This window comes from Runella sp., from assembly GCF_965279615.1.
GTDB lineage: Bacteria > Bacteroidota > Bacteroidia > Cytophagales > Spirosomataceae > Runella.
Genome location: NZ_OZ257252.1, coordinates 1,876,397 through 1,894,286, shown reverse-complemented (window position 1 = coordinate 1,894,286; position 17,890 = coordinate 1,876,397). Strand labels below are relative to the sequence as shown.

13 protein-coding genes are annotated in these 17,890 nt (G+C 44.8%); 9 read left to right on the top strand and 4 right to left on the bottom strand.

All coding sequences use genetic code 11. The features are described from left to right. Window positions 1-64 precede the first annotated feature (64 nt). From ACQY73_RS08390 to ACQY73_RS08375, 4 genes are all read right to left on the bottom strand, one after another. Window positions 65-2,641: a phosphocholine-specific phospholipase C gene (locus tag ACQY73_RS08390; RefSeq protein ID WP_428664108.1), complete on the bottom strand. Its 2,577-nt coding sequence runs from the start codon at window positions 2,639-2,641 to the stop codon at window positions 65-67. Window positions 2,642-2,982: 341 nt separating this feature from the next. Further along, window positions 2,983-3,174: a hypothetical protein gene (locus ACQY73_RS08385; RefSeq protein WP_428664105.1), complete on the bottom strand. Its 192-nt coding sequence runs from the start codon at window positions 3,172-3,174 to the stop codon at window positions 2,983-2,985. Between the two features lie 56 nt (window positions 3,175-3,230). Continuing rightward, the gene (locus ACQY73_RS08380) at window positions 3,231-4,115 is read right to left on the bottom strand and encodes an alpha/beta fold hydrolase (protein ID WP_428664103.1); all 885 of its coding nucleotides are present in this window, start codon (window positions 4,113-4,115) and stop codon (window positions 3,231-3,233) included. Window positions 4,116-4,160: 45 nt separating this feature from the next. After that, window positions 4,161-4,721, bottom strand: coding sequence for a DinB family protein (locus ACQY73_RS08375; RefSeq protein ID WP_428664101.1), 561 nt, complete (start codon window positions 4,719-4,721; stop codon window positions 4,161-4,163). Window positions 4,722-5,104: 383 nt separating this feature from the next. On the opposite strand from ACQY73_RS08375, the gene mltG reads away from it, so the two are divergent. The 9 genes from mltG (at window position 5,105) to ACQY73_RS08330 (ending at window position 17,823) form a co-directional block, all read left to right on the top strand. Next, on the top strand, window positions 5,105-6,148 hold the full coding sequence (mltG, locus tag ACQY73_RS08370) for an endolytic transglycosylase MltG (RefSeq protein ID WP_428664098.1): 1,044 nt from the start codon (window positions 5,105-5,107) through the stop codon (window positions 6,146-6,148). 87 nt (window positions 6,149-6,235) lie between these two features. Then, window positions 6,236-6,646, top strand: a complete 411-nt coding sequence (locus ACQY73_RS08365; RefSeq protein WP_428664095.1) for an acyl-CoA thioesterase — start codon at window positions 6,236-6,238, stop codon at window positions 6,644-6,646. Window positions 6,647-7,211: 565 nt separating this feature from the next. Beyond that, window positions 7,212-8,969, top strand: a complete 1,758-nt coding sequence (locus ACQY73_RS08360; RefSeq protein WP_428664093.1) for a DUF4331 domain-containing protein — start codon at window positions 7,212-7,214, stop codon at window positions 8,967-8,969. 27 nt (window positions 8,970-8,996) lie between these two features. Beyond that, on the top strand, window positions 8,997-11,033 hold the full coding sequence (locus ACQY73_RS08355) for a DUF4331 family protein (RefSeq protein WP_428664091.1): 2,037 nt from the start codon (window positions 8,997-8,999) through the stop codon (window positions 11,031-11,033). A 149-nt stretch (window positions 11,034-11,182) separates the two neighbouring features. Further along, the gene (locus ACQY73_RS08350) at window positions 11,183-12,505 is read left to right on the top strand and encodes a tetratricopeptide repeat protein (RefSeq protein WP_428664088.1); all 1,323 of its coding nucleotides are present in this window, start codon (window positions 11,183-11,185) and stop codon (window positions 12,503-12,505) included. A gap of 11 nt (window positions 12,506-12,516) precedes the next feature. After that, window positions 12,517-12,918 carry a hypothetical protein gene (locus ACQY73_RS08345; protein ID WP_428664085.1) on the top strand — a complete coding sequence of 134 codons (402 nt, stop codon included), beginning with the start codon at window positions 12,517-12,519 and terminating at the stop codon, window positions 12,916-12,918. Window positions 12,919-13,060: 142 nt separating this feature from the next. Then, window positions 13,061-15,328, top strand: a complete 2,268-nt coding sequence (locus ACQY73_RS08340) for a TonB-dependent receptor (protein WP_428664083.1) — start codon at window positions 13,061-13,063, stop codon at window positions 15,326-15,328. 179 nt (window positions 15,329-15,507) lie between these two features. Continuing rightward, window positions 15,508-16,443, top strand: coding sequence for a YihY/virulence factor BrkB family protein (locus ACQY73_RS08335; RefSeq protein WP_428664081.1), 936 nt, complete (start codon window positions 15,508-15,510; stop codon window positions 16,441-16,443). Window positions 16,444-16,818: 375 nt separating this feature from the next. After that, window positions 16,819-17,823 carry a glycosyltransferase family 2 protein gene (locus ACQY73_RS08330; protein ID WP_428664079.1) on the top strand — a complete coding sequence of 335 codons (1,005 nt, stop codon included), beginning with the start codon at window positions 16,819-16,821 and terminating at the stop codon, window positions 17,821-17,823. The last annotated feature ends 67 nt before the right edge of the window (window positions 17,824-17,890 follow it).

Below are 17,890 nucleotides of genomic sequence, written 5' to 3'. Positions count from 1 at the left end.
AAATCCCCCTTCATACAAAAAGCTCCGCTGAGACGGAGCTTTTTGGAATTGAAAATTCATGAATTTAGATGTCTACTCTTCCCATCACCGGGTCGCTGAACGATGTTTTGCCCGTTTCCACTCTTCCCGCAAAACGTTGCTCGAAGGTATCAAATCCTTCGATTTTGACGCTGAAATCGTACCAACCAAAGCTGGCTTTGAGGTCAAGTATGACCGATAAAAGACTGCCTTTGTGCGTAGCAATGTCCAATATTTTGGTCTGACTACCGCTTTTATAAGCATTATCGATGATCTCTACTTTCAGTTTTTGCTTCGGATCAAGATTGCGCAATTTCAATTCCACATTTCCTGTCAATTGTTTTCCCTGCGGCGAGGAGCGTTGGTATTCGCATTGCGCAAGAAATTGCGGATCATTGGTATTGCCGATGTATTCGCGGAAAAAGCCGTTGGGTCCATACACACGAAGATGATATTGGTCGTTTTCAAAGTTTTGCAGTGGCCACGTATCGGTCAGGGTATCGCCTGCTGTCACGGCATACGACCATGCTTTCAGGTTTTCAAAGGCACCTTCTTTAGTACGGTATTTGTTCGGTGCGTAGATATTGAAAGGAGAGCCTGCCGCTTTTTTGCCAAAGACTTCATTCTTTGCGCTTAACTGAATTTGAAACGTTTTCCTGTCAGCACTCAATTTTCCTTCGGTATATAATTGATAAGGCAATGCCGAAGAAGGGCGAATCCCTTTTTCCTGCTGCGGCATGAGCGGAGAGGCGGCGGGATTTTTATTGATTTGCTCAATGTCGGTTGCGCTGAGTTGCTTGAAATTGGACGGCGCTTTTTTGAATTTTGCCTTATGAACACTTTGGATAAAACTGTCTTTAACCACCGGCGTAGGAAGCTTTATTTCTTCGCCGTTGTAAGGACGGAAGGTTGATGTCAGGTCACCGCAAACGGTACGCCGCCAAGCGCTGATGTTGGTTTCTTCGATTTTTTTGTTGGTTTTATGGCTCAAAAAGTGTTCCATAAATTGTAACACCGATGTATGGTCAAAAACCTGAGAATTGACATAACCACCTCGACTCCAAGGAGAAGCGATCAGTAAAGGCACTCGAAAGCCTAACCCGATAGAACCGGCGCGACCTTTGTTCTGTGGACTTGCCTCTTTACGTTTGTTTTCCTGCTCCATAGTAACATGCTCCACGCTCGGGTCGATGCCTTTGGAAACCAGACCTGTATCGGTACGATCGGGATGAGGAGCTACAAAAGGAGGAACGTGATCAAAATACCCATCGTTTTCATCATACGTAACCATAAAAATGGTTTTCTTCCAGACGTCAGGATTCTGGGTCAGGATGTCCATGATTTCCGAAATATACCATGCGCCGTACCAAGGTGCGCCCGGGTGATCGGAGAAATTTTCGGGAGCCACCACCCACGAAACAGTAGGTAATTTTCCTGTTTTTACATCTTCTCTGAATTGGTACAATACATCTCCTTTAGGAACGGAAACCTGCCGCTCAATATCGCCGTCTTTGTACGTATGTGTGGTGATCTCGTGGTAATGAGGGTCGTTGATATTGGTCGTGAATGCTTTTTGGTGCAGGTTTTTTTCGCGTTGTGAAAGTTTCTCAAAGTTTTCACGAGTTCCTCTCTCACTCTCTCTTTTTGCGAGTAATAACCCGTCCTGCTTTTGCTTCAGGGATTTTTGGGCAGCTTCGGTTTCTTTGCCCGTTGTAGGCATTGATTTGATCTTTTGTTCCAACTCCGCAATTTCGCCCGGCAAGGTCTTGAGTTGCGTGGCCAGAAATCGCTGAAATCCGGTAGAAAATCCTACGTTGTATTGGACAAACCATTCGATAGGGTTATCTGTAAAATTAGCAAGCCAAGCCTCTTCTTCTCCCGAAAAACCCATCGGCAAACTCAATTCATTCTGATAGATTCGCCACGAAATATTATTGTCCTCCAATCGCTCCGGAAACGTGATCCACTTGGCCGGGTCATCGTAATCCACATCTGAATTCCGAACGTTTGCTTTTGATTCAATGCTTGGTTTTTCGCGGATGGTTCCCGTCCAGAGATAAAGCCGATTGGGAGTGGTTCCGGTCAGCGAAGAACAAAAATGTTGATCGCAAACGGTGAAGGCATCGGCCAATGCATAATAAAAAGGAACATCTTCACGGTTATAATAGCCCATGGTGAGCGGCATGGGCGCGTATTCTTTATTGCCCGAGCGTTTTACGTCGAGCCAGCGGTCATACCGTCCGTCGTTGCGCGCATCCACCTGATTTTCCCACGAGTGCGGAAGGGCGCTCATCCAGGTAGCTTTGGTATCTTTTATGTCAAGCCGAAAAGGGGCGTAGGTTTCTCCTGCGGCATTTTTTTGGAGCCAAACCAAGTTTTTATTGGGTAACGTAATGGCGCGCGGATCGTTGTAACCACGCACTCCGCGAAGCGTTCCGAGGCAGTGATCAAAAGAGCGGTTTTCCTGCATCAATACTACGATGTGTTCGGCATCTAAATAGGTACTGCCTTGCACAGGGTTGATCTCCAGGGCTTTTTGAATGGAATCGGGCAACATGCCCCAAATACTGGCTCCACCGGAAAGGAGTGCTGCTTTTTTAAGAAAATCTCTTCTGTTGTCCATAGTCAATGAGAAAAGGCAGGTTGATAAGAATTTAGGTAAATATACTGCACAAAAGTATAAATATACTACACGTCGCGGGCTGAATCAGGCTATCAACCCCGTACAATTTAGAAGAAAAGAGGTAACTTCTTTAAAGACAATTAATTGCCGAAGAATTATGAAATTGTTATCGTTGAATATGTGTAGGGATGGGGTTTGCCTCCACCCAATTTGCGAAACCGGGCAATGGAAAAGGGCAGACGTAAAGCCTGCCCCTACAGATTTTATCCATTTATAATGAGATTTTAGAACCTATGCAGGGATGGGGTTTACCTCCACCCAATTTGCATTCCCCCTCCGTTTTAATCTTCTTCTTTGAGCAGGTTCCTGTATTGGAAATAATACAGCACCGAACTGGCGCTGAAACAAACCACCATCAAAATACGTGGCAGGTTCCAACTTTGGGTAAAACCGGCTATCAAAGTAATTAAAGCGGCTAATGCCATGCCGACAGTAGCTATTTTGGCCCAACGTCGACGCTTTTCTAAGTCCATTTATTGAACGCTGATTGTTAAGATTCTTAGGATAAATTAGGCAGGAAGTTCACAGTTTAATACTGCTTAACAATTGTCGGGTTAGTGATCAGGAAGCTGATGGCTAATTTATTGAACACTTTAGGTTTGTCAAGGTTTGACAAATGACCCGCTCCTTTGATAATCACTTTGCGAACATTCGGGATTTTTTCGGCCAATAGGGTTGCCATTCGATGAAAACTTTCTTCGTCTTTTTCGCCAACCAAAACGAGCGTTGGCGCGGTAATGGTTGATAGAAGGTCAATCGTACGTGGTGTACCAAACGTAGGGTCTATGCGAGGATTGATAAAATGATCACCGTGGTAATCGGCGATCATTTCACTAAGGTTAATGATCGTTTTGTCATCGGCGGCATAAAGGCGCATGAGTGGCGAACGCAGCCACACATTCTGCTGCTCGTCGTGCCAGCCCTGATGAGAAGCAAGGTCAATGATATTTTCAACAGCGGCACTTAATTGACGCGTGTAGTCTTTAAACCCGTCCAAATTGGTATCGGCAGTCACGATTTTCAGGACACGCTCCGGGTATTTTTCGGCAAAACTGAGTGCCACATTTCCCCCCAATGAAAGTCCTATCAGGTTTACTTTTTGGATGTTAAGATAGTCCAACAAGGCTTTCAGGTCTTCACAGGGATTATGCGGGTCACGGGCGCGTGCCGACTGTCCAAAACCCCGAATGTCGTAGCGGATTACTTTAAAACGGCGGGCAAATGCTTTCCATTGCGCATTCCACAAGCGAGTATCAAGGGCCATTTCGTGAATAAACACGACAGGCTCTCCTTTACCTTCCACTTCATAATACAGCTTTGTGTTCGCAACGGCTGCCAAGCCGGTCAATGTTTTTTGTGCCGAAACTTTCCCCGCCAACATTCCCCACAAACTCAAAAAAACGATAATCCGCATGAGACGAAAAAAATAGTTTAGGAATAGGTGTGATGATTGACTTTATCAATAGTCATCAAAATCATCACTGCCTCCGGTGCCGTAATAATCATCATCTTCAGTGCGGGTCTTTTTGCCGAGACCTTTGTAAAGTAATGCTTTTTTTAAGATAGAAATTTGGCCTGAATGGTATAGGTCGTGTTGCAGAATGCCGTGAAGCATGGTGTAATAATCGTACTCGCGCCCCGGAACGATCTCTTCCATGAACTCATCATCTTCGCGTTTTTCGAGCTCGGCAATCAATTCTTCCTGACTGAGACTCAACTCCATTTGGAGTGCTTCCCATTCAAATTCGTCAAAAACTAAAAAGGATTTCCAATCGCGGGCTTTGGTTACTTCGTATTCGCCGTCACCTTGCAGGCGTTTTACCACGAATATCCGCCAGGTAGTCATGTGATACACCAATTCCGCAATACTATGGGTATTGGGCATGATTTTCTGGGAGGCCATTTCCCACGAAACATCACTGAGTACCTCTACTACCGAAGGACCATGCCATGCTTCTTCGCTTTCGTATATGAGATTAAATTGATCAATAATTCGGAGTAATTCTTCTTTTTTGTCCATTGGGATATTTAAGCGAAGTTTTTTTGGTTGTTAGCAGCTTTTTAGTGAAATTATAAGAAATGCAAAGTTACTTAATACTCAGTACTAACAACTCATTGTCTTTCTTAAATTCTTGTATAATTATCGGTTTTTTCAACGTTCTATAATTGAACAAACAAGGTAAGCAGGATTGGAATAGAATGTAATGTGCTTTTAGTTAACGGTTTACCGGCCTTTTTTTGTCCTTATTAAAGCAGAATACAAAGCGAAACTTCCGGCAATTGCACTAAAAACCAAACCTAACGTGTACTTTTGCAGCGTTTTCAGCCGGCGGACAATAGGCGTAAGGCGATGCGTCCTATGGAGTCCGTTTCCAAAAATTGAACGTCAAACATCTTCATTTCATGTCGCGTAATTTAAAAATAGGAATATTCATTACGGTATCTGTAGTGTTCACTACATTTACTTTTTACTTTTGGCAAATGGCTCAAACGCCTAATTTTCAAGTAGATAAAGATAAGGATTTTGCATTGCTGATTCCTACGGGCGGCACTTATCAGTCAATACTTGATACGCTGAAAAAACACGAGGTTGTCAATGATGATATCTCCTTTCGGTTTTTGGCTAAACTTCTGAAACTGCCTGAACGTGTCAAGCCGGGGCGCTACGTGTTGCGCCGCGACATGGGAAATCTGGAAGCCATTAAAAAACTCAGAAACGGTACACAGGACGCTGTACGACTGACGTTTAACAACATTCGTCTTAAATCAGACCTGATCCAACGTATCGGTGGCAAGTTTGAATTTGGGGCGGATTCTCTCGGAAAACTGCTGAACGACCCGGAAGAGTGTCGCAAGTTCGGGTTTGATACCACCAACGTCGTCAGCATGTTTTTGCCCAATACCTACGAGATCTATTGGACCACCAAAGTGGATAAGTTTTTAGGGAGAATGCACGATGAGTACCAAAAATTTTGGACGCCCGCACGCATTGAAAAAGCCAAAGCGTTGGGCTACAGTAAAGCCGAAGTCTCAGTACTGGCGTCTATTGTAGATGCCGAAACCAATCGCAACGAAGAAATGCCGCGCATTGCAGGGGTGTACCTCAACCGGATCAATCAAAGCATGCCGCTGCAAGCCGACCCGACAGTGATCTTTGCATGGCGGGATTTTTCCATCAAACGCGTTACAAGTCGCTTGTCGGCGTTGAATTCTCCGTATAATACGTACCGAAATTTAGGTCTGCCTCCGGGACCTATCAACATACCGAGCACGGTGGCGATCGACGCCGTATTGAATGCTGAAAAACACAATTATGTTTATTTCTGCGTAAAAATTGATCCCGAAGGAAAGTTACTGGGGTATCATGATTTTGCCGTTACCTACGACGAACACCTCCTCAATGCCCGTATGTACCAAGAGGCATTGAATAAAATGAATATTAAATAAAGAAATCAGAAGCCGGAAGTGAGGAGCGAGGATTGTAGTTTTTTTGCTTCTCACTTCCGGCTCCTGACTTCTCACTCCTTCGAAAACATGTTTACCTACGAGCACAAAGGAATTCGGGTGCGTTACGCTGATACCGACCAAATGGGGTATGTTTATTACGGGAATTATGGGCGTTTTTATGAGATCGGTCGGGTAGAAGCACTACGCAGTATTGGGTTTTCATATAGAGATATGGAAGAATCGGGAACGATGATGCCCGTGTACGAAAATTACTCCCGCTACTTACAACCGGCGCGCTATGACGATGAATTGACCATCAAAGTAACCATTCCTGATCTGCCTACGGCAAGGGTGGTGTTTCGGTATGAAATTCGTAATCAGGAAGGTACAGTACTGAATACGGGTGAAACAACCCTTGTGTTTCTTAATCGGGAAACTAATCGCCCCACGCGCGCTCCGGGGTTTTTACTGGAAAAACTGAAACCGTATTTTAAATAACTACCCCTAAGCATTTATTTTAACTGCACGCAAAGCCGCAGAGTGGCAAAGAGGTTTTTACATCTCTGCCACTCTGCGGCTTTGCGTAAATAATTTTGCCGTACCGGTTAAGTCCCTATTATATCCCCGGAAAAGCCATCACTCTCGGAGGATATATCATTTTATGGGGTTCTTCTTTTCCCATTCCAAGTTTTTTTTCGGCTTCTTATTATTTAATCTCTTCTCTAAATCTATTTTCATTCGTGGCACGTATGTACTTGTGTATGAATAAAAGATAGTTAATTATTCGATTTGTACAAACAAAACCAAGAAAGCATGATAGAAAAGATTACTTCAGCGGCCCTCTTTATTCGGGCTTTGCATTCGGGTTAAGTTCTTAATTCGTCTTTTACAGGCACTCTTCCACACCCCTGTTTAAGCCTCATCTTATTTACTGTTAAAGTGCCATTCTCAGAAGCTGAGTGTTTTTCCACTTGCCCTTCTAAGGTATGGTTGTCTGACTATTGCCCTAACAAAAGGTTTTTGCCCCCAATTTTTCACATTTTAACTTTTTTACATCATGCGAATGTTTCCATTACATAGTGTCCAACGCAGGTTTGGATTGCTTTGTTGCGCTTTGCTGCTATCTGTTGGCAGCTACGCTTCCAGTCACCGGGAAGCCCCGCTTATTTCTCAGGACCCGTTGGCCGATAACACCGACGTGTATGCCTTCAAGAGTCCGGATGATCCTAACATGATCACCATCATTGCCAATTACATCCCGTTTGAATCGCCGGAAGGAGGTCCAAACTATTACAATTTTGGCGCGAACGTACGTTATGAGATTCACATCAAAAACAAAGCGACCACCGCAGGAGACGATATTACGTATCGTTTTACATTTTCCAACACCAACCAAGATGCTTCTACTTTTTTTAACATTCGCTTAGGCCAACAAAACCTAAAGACGACTTACAAATGTGAAAAAAGTATGGACGGTGGAAAAACGTTCGTAACCATTATTGCCAACGGTATGGTGCCGCCTGCCAACATTGGGCCGCGCTCTATCGAAGACAAGACCGTTGGTTTGGGAACGACCTACGACGCCTTGGTACAACAATCGATCATGTCGGCAAGCAGTGGCGAAAAAGTATTCTGCGGACCCGTGGATGACCCTTTCTTTGTGGATCTGGCCGGTGCGTTTGACGTAGGAAATTTCCGCCCTCAGGGAAATTCAACCAACCCGACCATTGATGGACTGAACCGTTTTAACGTACACACGATTGCCATCAAAGTTCCGGTAAATCTGTTGCAAAAAGACGGCAAAAGCGTGATGCAGGCCGCCAATATCCTTGATCCTGATTATGTGATCGGCGTATGGGCATCGGCAAGTCGTCAAATGATCCAGACATTGTATGGCGGTTCTGACGTAGGCTACGATGGAAAATACGTACAGGTTTCGCGTTTGGGAATGCCTTTGACCAACGAAGCCGTGATTCCCATTGGCATGAAAGACAAATGGAATGCTGCCTCACCTTACAATGGTGAAGACCTGCAATTTGCCAAGTATTTTACCAATCCTGAATTGGCGCTGTACATGGACGATGACCAATTTGGAAAAGCCGTTCCTTCACTAAATGCGTTGCGTATTCAGAAAGCCTCTTTAGGTTCGTTCGATTTCCGTAATGGCAAACCCGGTTTGTACGGTTTGAAAGGTAACGCTGCTCTTAACGGAACCGCTTTGTCGGAAGCCGCTTTCGGAAGCATTCTGTTGCCGGACGATAAAAGCCCTCGTGCGGTTGACTTGCTGCCTATTTTCTACACCGGCGTACCCAATTTAGCGCCTTATCAATTGGCTACAGGCAAAGCCGGCGGAAGCCCGTTGGCAGCGGGTAAGCCTTTCATTCATAACTTCTTACCTACTTTGGGTGATATGTTGCGTTTGAACATGGCGGTTCCTGCCACGCCTCGTAACCACCCTAAATTCAGTTCATTGGGATTGGTACAGGCGGCCGTTTTAGGATTGACTGACACGGAATACAATGGCTCAACAGCGTTACAATTCATTCCCAATATGGATGGTTTCCCTAACGGCCGTCGTCTGGAAGATGATGTAACTACCATTGAACTTCAGGCAGTGAGCGGGGTAGTGTTAGCGGCTGTCGGTTTGTGGTACGATGACTATAAACCCGGCGTAACGGCCAGCCCGGTAACGCCCAGACTCGGCAGTGTATTGGGCTTTACTTCAGGGCCAACCAAAAACGACATAGAATTGAAACCTATGTTCCCTTACGTTCAGAATCCTTGGAGAGGATTTGATTATCCTACAAAAGCACGATTCTAACATTCACCAATCACAACATTGAAAAAGATGAAAAAGATAAAAAATCTCATAGCTCCGGTGGTGGTGATGGCCTTGATTTGCCTGCAAACCTCCCAACTGTTTGCTTCTTCGCACCGGGAAGCACCTCTTATTTCCAACGATCCGTTGGCGGATAATACCGACTTATACGCTTTCAAAAGCCCGGTCAATGCCGAAAATATCGTGCTCATTGCCAATTATATTCCTTTTGAGCACCCCGCCGGCGGACCTAACTGGTATTCGTTTGGCGAGCGTATTCGCTACGAGATCCACGTAGATAACAACGCTTCCACTCCCGGTTCTGATATTATCTATCGTTTTACGTTTAGCCGCGTCAATCAAGATCCAACAACGTTCTTTTTGGTTCGTTTGGGCAAGGAAAACCTAAAAACGACCTACACCTGCGAACGCAGCATGGACGGCGGCAAATCGTTTGCGACGATTGTCATGAACGGAATTGTGCCGCCACCTAACATTGGGCCACGTTCTATTGAAAACAAAACCGTAGGCCTCGGCGCGGCTTCGTACGATGAGTTGGTAGAAAAAGCGATTTCAACCGCTACTACCGGCGAAAAAATATTCTGTGGACCTGTAGATGATCCTTTCTTTGTGGACTTGGGAGGCATTTTTGACGTGGGTAACGTTCGTCCAAGCAGCGGCAAAGACGGCGTGGCTAAATTCAACTGTCATTCTATCGTCATTGAAGTGCCCGTTGCAACATTGCAGAAAAGCAAAAAATCGGTGGCAATGGCCGCCAATATTCTTGATCCTGATTATGTAATTGGTGTATATGCTTCGGCGAGCCGTCAAATGATCAAAACGCTTTATTCGGGCGCCGATGTAGGTTATGATGGAAATTACGTACAGGTTTCGCGTTTGGGAATGCCTTTGACCAACGAAGCCGTGATTCCCATTGGCATGAAAGACAAATGGAATGCCACCAAGCCAAGCGATGACCTGCAATTTGCCAAGTATTTTACCAATCCTGAGTTGGCGCTTTACATGGACGATGACCAATTTGGAAAAGCCGTTCCCGGTTTGGCTGCATTGCGTATCCAAAAAGCTTCTTTGGGGTCGTTCGATTTCCGTAATGGCAAACCCGGTCTTTATGGTTTGAAAGGCAACGCGGCCCTTAACGGAACCGCTTTGTCGGAAGCCGCTTTCGGAAGTATTCTGTTGCCGGACGATAAAAGCCCCCGTGCGGTTGATCTGCTGCCTATTTTCTACACAGGTGTACCTAATTTGCCTCCGTATCAATTGGCAACGGGCAAAGCCGGAAACCCGCTGGCGGCCGGTAAGCCTTTCATTCATAACTTTTTACCAACATTAGGTGATTGGTTGAGATTGAACATGGCCGTACCTGCCACGCCTCGCAACGATCCTAAATTCAGTTCTTTAGGATTGGTTCAGGCAGCTGCTTTGGGCTTAACTGATCCAATGTACAATGGCTCAACAGCGTTACAATTCATTCCCAACATGGACGGTTTCCCTAACGGTCGTCGTCTGGAAGATGACGTAACTACCATTGAGCTTCAGGCTGTGGGTGGTGTCGTGTTGGCCGCTGTTGGTTTGTGGTACGATGATTTCAAGCCCGGTGTAACGGCCAGTCCGGTAACGCCTAACTTGGTAAGTGTATTATCGTTCAATGCGGGGGTAACTAAAAATGATACAACCTTCAAAATGATGTTCCCTTACGAACAAAATCCGTGGAGAGGTTTCCGTGGCAACAGCTACTCCGGACCGGCGCTTTCTGCGGCCCGTATAGCTTCTGCTCCGGTAGAAACCAAAATAGAAGGCCTAACCGTTCGCGTACTTGGAAATCCGGTATTGTCGGATGATGTATCGGTTGAGATCACCGGTGTTGACGGACAGGCTTTGCGTCTTGGTTTGACCAATAGCCAAGGACAGGTAGTTGGACAACAAAACGTCGGCAAAGCCGGTCGAATTGAGCGTCAAACGCTGCGTTTAGGTCGTCAGCCGGGCATCTATTTCCTTCAGGTATCGGCGGAAAATGAGCACCAAACGGTTAAGATCATTCGTAATTAAATCACAGACTTGGAAAGTTTGATTACCATAGAATTCAAACTTTCCAAGTCTAAAAAAACACCGGCAGGAGATGGAAGCGGTGGAAAGAAGAAGTGAACTGGCCATCTCTGCTTATTTTATACATTACTAATTATTCCCCCTCTTTAAAAATGAAAAAGATAACATTTATTCCAAAACGATCCTTACTGTTTTCCCTTGCCGTTTTGATGATTTTGACGCTTCAGATCGGTTGCACTGACAAAGGAAAAACAAGCAGTGAAACTACCGCTTCTGCTACGCCAACGATGGAAATTCCTTCTTTGTATGAACGGCGCGGTGAGTTGGCCAAAGCTGAAGAATGGCCTCGCACCAAAGAAAAAGTAGAAGAGTTGAAGAAACAGATCAAAAAAGACCCCAGCGATATCAAATCGCGTTTGCAGGTGGCTATGATCTATCTTTCTGAGGCACGCATCACCGGCGAACACCCTTATTATTACCCGGCCATTTTGACCATATTGGACGGTGTGTTGGCAATGGATTACAAAAACTTTGAGGCAACGACGTTCAAATCTTCGGTGAAAATGTCGCAACACCAATTTGCCGAAGCCAGAGAATTGGCTGAAAAAGCGCGTCAACTCAATCCAAACAATGCATACGTATACGGAGTATTGGTAGATGCCAACGTAGAACTCGGCAACTACGAAGAAGCCGTGGCAATGTCGGATAAAATGCAGCAACTCAAACCTTCTTTGGAGGCGTATTCACGGGCATCGTACCTGCGCGAGATTTATGGTCAATACCCAAGCTCCATTGAAGCCATGAAACTGGCGGTTGATGCAGGCTTGCCGGGTTCGGAGCCGCAGTGTTGGAGCAAAAATACGCTCGGGCAATTGTACGAAACAACCGGTAAATTGAAAGAAGCCGAACAACAATACAACGAAATTCTGGCGATGCGTCCCAGTTATGCGTTTGCGTTGAGAGGATTGGCCCGCGTACACAAAGCCCGTAAAGAATACGACAAAGCATTGGCCGTTTTAGACAAGGCCGCTAAGATCATGCCTGAGTTTTCGTTTCACGAAGAAATGGCCGAAATTTATGACCTTCAAGGGGATAAAGCAAAAGCAAAGGCCAAATACGCCGAAGTGGTGACCATGTTGGACGAAGATGCCAAGTCGGGTCATGCCGTGGATCTGGAGCTTTGCAAATTGTACACGCAAATGGGCGAGTTTGATTCGGCGCTGAAATATGGCATGAAAGAATACAAAAAACGCCCTAAAAACATTGACGTTAATCACGCATTGGCATGGGTGTATTTTAAACAAAATGATATTCAGAAAGCGCAGCAACACGTACAGATCGCCTTGCGTACGGGTAGCAAAGACCCTGAATTATTGCAAAAAGCAGGAGCCATTGAGATCGCTCTTGGAAATGCCGGTTCCGGAAATAAACTGATCGCCGAGGCCAAAAGAACCAATCCAAAGTTCACGCTTTAATATCCTGCCCGATGTCTCTTCGCTCGTTTGTTGCATTTTTATTGCTGGCCAATTACCTGCTGATCGCGGGGATAGGCGGCATCATGCAACCGTATGAGCGTCAATCTCTTTTTATAGTGCAAACCACCTACGAAGGGCAATCGTATCAGGAATGTCGGTATTTGCGCATGGATGGATTGGAGAATTTTCTGATCGAATCGCTCAGCGTTCGTGAGCAAAAAGACCAACGTCCCCTTGGTCATTCTATTCTTATTGAAATAAACGGGGTGGATATTCATTGTTTATTTTATACTGTTGCTCAGGCATCAACGCCTGATTTGCAATTCCATTCTTCTGCTAAGATTCATTATTTCCCTTCTTCTGTTTCGGAAGGAGTGGACAGAACTTTCAGTCCACCGCCTTGGGTAGCTTAGATCGTATATTATTTTTGCATTGAAGTTTTAGTACAGTTCCCGGTTTTTAAGCGTATGCTTAAACGGGATTGAACTCACTCATGAGTGAGACGGTTTCTATTTCTTTGCCACACAATACAATTTTCAGCTACCTCTTTTTGCGATGAAACGCCTCATTTACTATAGTATATTTATTATCTCCGGCTTACTTAGCTTTTCGGCGTATGCACACCTTGGAAGTATTTCGGGAATGGTGTATGAACAATCCACCAATTTGCCTTTGCGCGGCGTGAATGTTCAACTTACCGGACTCGGCAAAGCGACGACAACCAATGAATTGGGCCAGTACCGCTTCGATGACTTGGTTGCCGCTCCTTATAAAATAGAATTGTCTTATGTGGGTTTTAAAACATTGGTTATTGAGGCAATTGTGCAGGACGACCAAACTACGTCGATCAAAACGCTCATGGCCAATACAACCCTCGAACTGAAGGAAGTAGTGGTGTCGGCACAGCGAGCGCACGACCAGCAACTCATTAGCAGTCTGGATATTAAAATACGTCCTATCGTCAATTCGCAGGAAATTTTGCGGATGGTGCCGGGATTGTTTATAGGTCAACACGCGGGTGGTGGGAAGGCAGAGCAGATATTTTTGCGCGGTTTTGACATTGACCACGGCACGGATATTCAATTGACGGTCGATGGGATGCCCGTTAACATGGTCTCTCACGCTCACGGCCAAGGCTACGCCGATCTGCATTTTGTGATTCCCGAACTGATTCAGGGCGCTGATTTTAAAAAGGGGCCATATCATGCCGAAAAGGGTAATTTTACAACGGCAGGTTGGGTGAATTTCCGAACCCGCGATGCGCTGGATCGCTCTTTTGTGAAATTGGAAGCCGGTCAATTTGATACTTATCGGGCGGTAGCAGGATTGGATTTGTTAGGCCAAAAAGGGCGTGATAAAAACCGATCGGCGTATTTGGCTTCCGAGTATTCCTTTACCAATTCCTATTTTGACAATCCGCAGAATTTTAAGCGGTTAAATGTGATGGGGAAATACCACGGACATCTTTCCCCGAATACCAATTTGACATTGACGGCCTCCACATTTTGGAGTAAATGGAATCACTCCGGGCAAATTCCCGACCGCGCCCTTGAATCGGGCCTGATAGGATTTTTCGGCTCCATTGACCCCACAGAAGGTGGAGAAACGAGCCGGACGAACGTAAATGTTCAGTTAGTAACCGTAACGCCGCGCAATCATACGATCAGGAATCAGCTTTTTTACAGTAATTATAATTTTGAACTGTATTCCAACTTTACCTTTTTTCTGGAAGATTCTATCAACGGCGACCAAATTCGTCAGAAAGAAAAACGCAATTTGTTTGGCTACAACGGCAGTTTCTCTGCCCAAAACAACGTAGGCAATACACAATGGACCACAACGTTCGGCGTTCAATACCGACAGGATCTGACAAAAAATACCGAGCTTTCGCACACTAAAAATCGTACGGAAACCCTCAATAACATTCAATTGGGCAACATCAACGAACTCAACGCGGCAGTCTATGCCGATGAGTTGATTCAGGTTTCCAATCATTTTTCGATCAATGCAGGACTTCGACTGGATTATTTTCGTAACCAATACGAAGATTTGCTCGCTACGCCTGTTACCACAAAACATGCTTCGGCGGCCATTTTATCGCCCAAGCTGAATTTTTATTACACATTCAACAATCGTTTTCAATTGTATCTGAACACGGGTCGTGGATTTCACTCCAACGATACGCGTGTAGTGGTTCCGCAGGGCGGACGGCAGATATTGCCGGCTGCTTATGGCTCTGATTTGGGCGTAATTTTTAAGCCTTTTCCTAAACTGCTCATCAATGCCGCAGCTTGGTATCTGTGGCTGCAACAGGAGTTTGTGTATGTGGGTGATGCAGGTGTCGTTGAGCCGGGCGGGAAAACACGTCGGCAGGGAATTGATGTGTCTGTACGGTATCAATTGACCAAACATCTTTATGCCGACGTAGACATAAATACGACCAAACCACGCGCCATTGGCATTATGGAAGGCCAAAATTACCTGCCGCTGGCGCCCATTTTTACCACAACGGGCGGCTTGTCGGTACAGAGCAATTCGGGTTTCAGCGGTTCGCTGCGGTATCGTTATATTGGTAATCGACCGGCCAATGAAGATAATTCCATCGTCGCCAAAGGATATTTTGTGACGGATATGCAGGCTAACTACAGCCGCAAGAATTACACGCTCGGATTGTCGGTGCAAAACCTGTTCAATACGCGTTGGAAAGAAACCCAATTTGCCACTGAAAGTCGTTTACAGGGCGAGGCGCAGTCGGTTGAAGAAATTCACTTTACACCGGGAACTCCCTTTTTCGCTCGTTTGAGTTTAACGGTTTTCTTTTAGAGCAAACCTATAAGGTCTGATTAACGAGGCCTTATAGGTTTATTAAGCAGTTAAAAGCCGGCCTTGTATTTACTAATATGCCTTATAGGGTTCAACACCATTGACGATATAGTGGAATTTGTGGAATTATTAGGGCTAAGTTTACTAATTTCGGGTTCTAACTACTTCGAAACTTATTAATGCTTCAAAATTGGTCCAATTCAAAACACAGGCCGTTTCGTAAAAGCTATGCCTTACTGCACCGAAAGCGGTTCTTTGGGAAAAGTGTATCGTTGGCCGATATTGGCACGCTATTGATCGAAAAAATATTTTTCTATGATATAGACCAACGCGCGGCGGCCGTAGCTTACAACTTTACGTTGGCCGTTTTTCCCACCATTCTGTTTTTATTTACCCTAATTCCTTATTTTCCGATTCCCAACATGGAGTCTCAGATCATGAACTTCATGCGCGACGCCATGCCCGGGTCGCTGTACGAATTTGCGGCAGCAACCATCTATGACATCATCAGTCGAAAGCAGGGGGGGATTTTGTCGTTTGGTTTTGTGTTGGCGTTACTCACCGCTACCAACGGCATGGGAGCACTCATGACTGCCTTCAACATGGTGGATCACGCCTCAGAAAACAGAGGCTTTTTTAAAGCCAAAGGAATTGCTTTATTGCTGACGGTTTTATTATCAACTGTACTTTTTCTGGCAGTCTTGGTAATTATTGTGGGCGCTTTTTTGGTCGATTGGCTGCATCAAACCATATTATTGGGAGATCATTTTACCGTCTTTTTGTTGGATGCACTTCGGTACCTGGTCATGTTTTTTGCGTTTACGCTGGCAGTAGCCATCATTTATCGTTTTGCACCCAAAGTGGACCACGGGTGGCGTTTCTTCAATCTTGGTGCGATCATTGCGTCGCTTTTGATCATTCTGGCTACGTATGGTTTCTCCTTTTATCTTTCTCAATTCAGTAGTTACAACAAACTCTACGGTTCTATCGGTACCATCATTGCCATGATCATCTGGTTTTACCTCGTTGCGCTGCTTTTGATCTTTGGTTTTGAACTGAATACCAGCATTTGGCGGGCTAAGCACCAAAAATCTGATGCTGGGAAAAAAGAATAAATGCCACTCACAATCCGGAATGGCATTTACGTACTACCCTAACCCATAAATAATGAAAGATGTATTACTACATCAAATCATTATAAAATAGCAGAGAAAACCGTGCCAAAATGTTAGGGGATGATAATTTACACTATTGCCTTTTATGGTATAATTTATAAATTATTGATTTGTAGATGTTTAATTGAAAAATAAATTTATAATATACCGAAAAATGAAAAACAGCTTGGTTTTTGTATGTCGAATAAAGGCCTGTTTCTTACCGTTTACTAAATAATCTCCGGCATTTGGCTGATAATAAAACCTAATATTTTACATTTACCTTATCAAAACACGCCGGTTTATACTTTTCGGCGTATCGCATATACTGACTTTATGAATCCAATCGTAACCGTTATCTGCACCTGTTACAATCATGAACCTTTTGTTCGGGAAAGCCTTTTATCGGTCATACACCAAACGTATTCATCCATTCAGCTGATCGTGATCGACAATGCGAGTACTGATGAATCAAGAAGAGTAATTCAGCGATTCACGGATGAATACCCGGAGGTTATTTTTCTTCGAAATACCCACAACATAGGTTTGTGTAAGGCCTTTAACCAAGGCCTTGGCGAAGCAACGGGCAAGTATGTCATAGATTTGGCCGCTGATGACGTAATGCCCCCTGATCGCATCGAAAAGCAGGTTCAGGCCTTCGAAAGCCTGCCTAAAGATTATGCAGTTGTATTTTCAAATGCAGCTTATATTGATTCTTCCGACAAAAAATTAGGCTATCATTACTCATTAGGTCCCGACGGGCATGCGGAAGGGCGAGTTCCTTCGGGCGATATTTACAAGGAGATCCTGCGGCGTTATTTTATTTGTACGCCTACCATCATGATACGCAAATCGGTATTGATGAAACTTGGCGGTTACGACGAAAACCTAAGCTACGAAGACTTTGATTTTTTCATTCGTTCAGCTCACGACTACAAATACCATTATATAGACGAAGTATTGATGTACAAACGGGTATTGTCCGGTTCTATGGCAACCCAATTTTACCAAGTCGGCAATTCAATGTTGCGCTCGAGTTGGGAGGTTTGTAACAAGGCCTACGATCTGAGCCGTTCGCAGGAAGAGTACGATATATTGGCGAGTAGAATACGGGAGTTTATCAAAAAATGCTTCGTAGCGGAAGACGCCGAACAGGCTCTCGCTTTTCGAAAATTACTCAACTACATCGAAGATCCCGGCTGGAAGACCGAATTTTTGGTATTGCTGTGCCGTTTGCATTTGCCTGTCAACTGGTTATATCAACCCTATGCAAAGTGGCGCAGCCACCGCAATCTTACGTTGATGCAACAGGGAGTACCTTTTGTGCAACTGAAGCGGTAATATCATAAAGTTCTCCGTTGTGCGTTATCAGTTATCCAAATAAAATCATAGGTTTGTAACGATTACA